Consider the following 686-nt stretch of genomic DNA (forward strand, 5'->3'; position numbering starts at 1 on the left):
CCATGGCGGTGTCTCCAGCAAATAGTTTGGACATTGCAGATTGAAGACCGTAAGGAATTCCTTGATCCTCACGCCATGCTGCCTGATACGTCAATAAACGGGCAGCTTCGATTTTTGTGGCCATATCGGCTAATTTGAATTGAATAGCTTGAAGTGAGCTAATCGGTTTTCCAAATTGGACGCGATCCTTTGCAAATGCGACAGCATTATCAAATGCTCCTTGAGAGATCCCAACAGCTTGGGAAGCGATTCCGTTCCGACCGCCGTCGAGAGTCATCATGGCAATCTGGAACCCTTCACCCACTTGGCCCAAAAGATTGTCCTTTGGAACGCGGCAGTCCTCAAAAATGACCTCTGTCGTGGCGGAAGAGCGAATGCCTAGCTTTTTTTCCTTCTTTCCTACCGAGAAACCTGGGAAGCCCTTTTCCACAATAAACGCAGAAATGCCTTTATGCTTTAGTGTCGAGTTGGTCTGTGCGAAAACGATATAAATGTCGGCATAGCCTCCGTTGGTAATAAAAATCTTCGATCCGTTCAAGACCCATTCATCTCCGTCTAGAACGGCAGTTGTTCTCATTCCACTGGCATCAGATCCGGATCCAGATTCCGTCAAGCAATACGCACCCATGTTTTTTCCTTCCGCCATGGCCCGCAAATATTTTCGCTTTTGATGTTCCGTTCCAAAC

The 686-nt window shown here is 47.2% G+C and carries 1 protein-coding gene; it reads right to left on the reverse strand.

Translation table 11 applies throughout. The annotated features are described in order from the left end of the window. Positions 1 to 686 (reverse strand): acyl-CoA dehydrogenase family protein (locus tag AC1DUW_RS31535; RefSeq protein ID WP_477644541.1); only part of this gene is annotated, 686 nt, incomplete at both ends.

Source organism: Peribacillus sp. P4_C12 (assembly GCF_056402095.1).